Origin of the sequence: Bradyrhizobium sp., from assembly GCF_049581145.1 — a bacterium.
Classification (GTDB): domain Bacteria; phylum Pseudomonadota; class Alphaproteobacteria; order Rhizobiales; family Xanthobacteraceae; genus Bradyrhizobium.
Genome location: NZ_JBAURI010000615.1, coordinates 1 through 3,438, shown reverse-complemented (window position 1 = coordinate 3,438; position 3,438 = coordinate 1). Strand labels below are relative to the sequence as shown.

2 protein-coding genes and 1 pseudogene are annotated in these 3,438 nt (G+C 61.5%); 2 read left to right on the top strand and 1 reads right to left on the bottom strand.

Going from position 1 to position 3,438, the window contains the following annotated elements:
• Together WCB02_RS20215 and WCB02_RS20210 are read left to right on the top strand one after the other, a co-directional pair.
• Positions 1 to 225: pseudogene (locus WCB02_RS20215) on the top strand (nucleoside-diphosphate sugar epimerase); the annotation flags it as partial.
• Positions 226 to 683: 458 nt separating this feature from the next.
• Positions 684 to 2,051, top strand: coding sequence for a DUF4062 domain-containing protein (locus WCB02_RS20210; protein WP_423960783.1), 1,368 nt, complete (start codon positions 684 to 686; stop codon positions 2,049 to 2,051).
• Positions 2,052 to 2,395: 344 nt separating this feature from the next.
• On the opposite strand, the gene WCB02_RS20205 is transcribed toward WCB02_RS20210, so the two are convergent.
• Positions 2,396 to 2,809, bottom strand: coding sequence for an addiction module antidote protein (locus WCB02_RS20205; RefSeq protein WP_423960782.1), 414 nt, complete (start codon positions 2,807 to 2,809; stop codon positions 2,396 to 2,398).
• Between the last annotated feature and the right edge of the window lie 629 nt (positions 2,810 to 3,438).

The following is a 3,438-nucleotide window of genomic DNA, read 5'->3' as shown; positions in this document are numbered from 1 at the left end:
GTCCTGAATCTCGAGGTGAAGGCCTTTGCAGTCCCGCGCGCCGGGTGGGCAGAAGCGTTCGAGCAGTTCGGCATCCCGAAGGGCCACACCGGACCCGCCGAAGACATGTTTGAGGCCGTGAACGCGGGATGGATGGACCTCGGAGCCGGGGACACGGAGCACGTCGCGGGTACGACGTCCGCACGCGACGTATTCGAGGCTGCACAGAACGCCGCCAAGGCGTGAGTCCAGGACGGATCGCGAAGCGCTTCCACTCCCGCCCGACCTTCTGAATGTCCGGGAAGATTTGATCACGCAGTTTCGACTGTATTCCAGACACTTCCGGCCTGCCCCGATCAACAGACATCAGCAGCCCTGCCCGACCAGTCAGCTTCCGGCGAATTGCGGACATGATGAGCCGGACCGATTTAAGTCGTGAATGACGACCCCTTTCGCTGCGGGCCAGCTCGCCTGCCGAGCAGCCGGCTCTTAATCGACGGTCCCAGATTCGAGCCCTGGCGCGCTTCCTGATGATGGATTGCCACCGCGCCATCATGCCGCCGCATGCACGAGCGTGGAATGCTGCTGACGCGCAGCCTTGGCTCAAATTTCGTGGGGCCCGCGGCGATCACTATTGCCTTGGACGTCGTTACCGATAGACTGCAGCTTTTAGTTGTGACCGTCGCCGGACCGTTCGACGAGCCATGCCGAAATCACTTACGCAATACCGTGTATTCATTGGCTCGCCAGGAGGCCTGGAGGCGGAGCGGCAGCAGTTTCGCGACACCCTCGCAAAATATACCGAGCGCGACGCCGAGCCCCGCGGAGTCATCTTCCATCCGGTCGGCTGGGAGGACACCATTGCCGGGGTTGGCCGGCCACAGGCGATTATCAATGAGGACCTCGCGCAGTGCGATTACGCGATTTTCGTGCTGCACGACCGTTGGGGCTCGCCAACAGGCGGCGGACATACTTCCGGAACCGAAGAAGAGTGGACGCTCGCCGAACAACTCTACGACGCAAAAACCATTCGGAACATGGCGCTCTTTTTCAAGCGAGTCGATCCTCGGCAGATGCGCGACCCGGGAGAACAACTGAGAAAAGTGTTAGACTTCAAGAGCCGGATCGAAGCCGGGAAGAGGCACCTTTTCCTATCTTATGGCGAGATCGAGCAATTTTGCAGCGGGTTGGAAAGGTCTCTGGCGAAATGGCTACGGGACCATGAAGGGGTTTCGAAAGGCCCCACCTTAGGCGCCGCCAATGCCGTCTCCTCGCCTGCCCTAGACCCCGGGGTGACGTCTTCTGCGCCCGCGCCCGCGGCCCCAGGTTTTGATTATTGGATCGCCCGAGCGAAAGAACTACTTGGTGCCAAACCCGACCAAGCGAGCGACTATACGGGTGCTTTGTTCTGCGCGGAACAAGCATGTGCGACGGCTACCTCCGATATTGACTGGGCTGACGCCAGGAATTCACTGGGTCGGGCACAGTTCAATTTGAACAGGCTTACCGAGGCGATCGCATCGTTCACGGAAATCGGCGAGCGCTTCAAGTGCTCGACTGACGCAGACCGACTGACCTGGCAGGTCAGGGCATTCGTCAACAAGGGGGTCACGCTCGGACAGCTCGGCCGCAGCGAGGATGAAATCGCCGTCTACGACGATGTGCTCGCCCGCTTCGGCACCGCGTCGGAGCTGCCCCTGCGCGAACAGGTCGCCAGCGCGCTCGTCAACAAGGGGGTCAGGCTCGGACGGCTCGGCCGCAGCGAGGATGAAATCGCCGTCTACGACGATGTGCTCGTCCGCTTCGGCACCGCGTCGGAGCTTTCCCTGCGCGAACAGGTCGCCAGCGCGCTCGTCAACAAGGGGGTCAGGCTCGGACAGCTCGGCCGCGGCAAGGAGGCCATTGCCGTCTACGACGATTTGCTCGGCCGCTTCGGTGAAACCGACGATATTGTGCTAAAGAAATTTCATTTGGACGCGACGCAAATCTCTAGGCTGAAAGTGCAAGCTGCGCGCCAAACACCCGGCAATTCAATGGCCCCCAAAAAAACAAAGCGGGCCAAAAAGCGATGACTCAAGGTTTTCAGAAAGTTGCCAGCAAGAGCGCACCCGATATGCGAATGCCCAGGCAATAAAGACATTCGGATGTCGTCGCGCTTTTCGGGGCGACCGACGTCCGTTCAGGGCTGTCTCCCGTCGTTCCAATCGCCGGCCGGCCGCTTCGGAAGTAGTCCGATCAACGGACATCAACGGGATCGCCCGACCAGCGCGTAGGGCGTAGGGCGGGTTGGAGCCGAAGGCGTAACCCGCCATCCATCCAAACGATAGGTGATGCGGGCCAGGCGAGATTTTGTAAATCGTGTTTCGTCATTCGCGGATAGTGAAGAGGCGGGTTACGGCTTCGCCTCCAACCCGCCCTACGAGCTCATCATCATCGTTCGTGCCCCGCCGGGTTCAATCGATTGCACGCTGTCGCAACCGTGGCGACGACATCGCCACGCCTTCTGCCGCGTGGCAGAAAGCGGCGTCTGGTCTTGCTTCAGGCGGAAGTCGGGGAGGATCGTCAAGCGGCGGAGGCGGGTCCAGCATGGCGACGGAAGCCGAGCGCCCGGATGACCTTCAGGACGGTGGCGAACTCCGGGTTGCCGTCTCAGGACGGTGGCGAACTCCGGGTTGCCGTCGCTGCTCAGCGCCTTGTAGAGCGCCTGTCGGGTCAAACCGGTTGCCTCGGCGAGTTGGGACATGCCGCGAGCGTGGGCCACCACGCCCAGGGCATCGGCGATCTCGCCGGCGTCGCCATCCGCGAAGGCGCCATCGAGATAGGCAAGCATCGCTTCGGGACTGTCCAGGCAGGCGGCGGGACCGAACGACCGAGTCTCGATTGTCATTTCATAACTCCTTCGCCAGTTCGAGAGCCAAGGCGATGTCCTTGGCCTGAGCGCGCTTGTCGCCACCACACAGCAATGCGATGAGGAGACTCCCACGCCGTGATGTGCCGCTCGACCCGAACGCCGCGCATGTTGCGCACAATGGCCCTGTCGGGCGCCCTTGAACGGGTTGAACACTGTCGCGCCCAGACCGGCGACGTCGCGGTCATTGCGCGTGACCAGTGTCAGTCCAAAAGACGATAGCCGGGAGGAGCTGGTTCACACGAGCTTCTAGCGAAGCCAGCGGCACGCGCAAGGCCGAAGTATGACGTTGCGCTGTGCGGCGGCCAGTGGTCTATTGCAGCGATGTTCCGGCTAACGCCGCGTCAGCAACACGAGCTATAAAGATGCGCGGCTCTGGGGATGTATCATTCGCGCTCTGGGGGCTCGCGCTCTTCACGTTTTGGCTCTTCGTCGGGTTGCCAGCATTCTATTCCCCCGACCATGAGGGATTTTTCGGCGTCAAGCTCGGCGAGTGGTTGCTTATCGCGGCGACGTTCGCTCTCTACTTCGCGACACGGCAGCTTGTGACC

What these genes read in the sequence shown, in the direction of transcription:
- WCB02_RS20210 (WP_423960783.1), top strand. Translation starts at nt 684, where the DNA reads ATGCCGAAATCACTTACGCAATACCGTGTATTCATTGGCTCGCCAGGA.
- WCB02_RS20205 (WP_423960782.1), bottom strand. Translation starts at nt 2,809, where the DNA reads ATGCTTGCCTATCTCGATGGCGCCTTCGCGGATGGCGACGCCGGCGAG.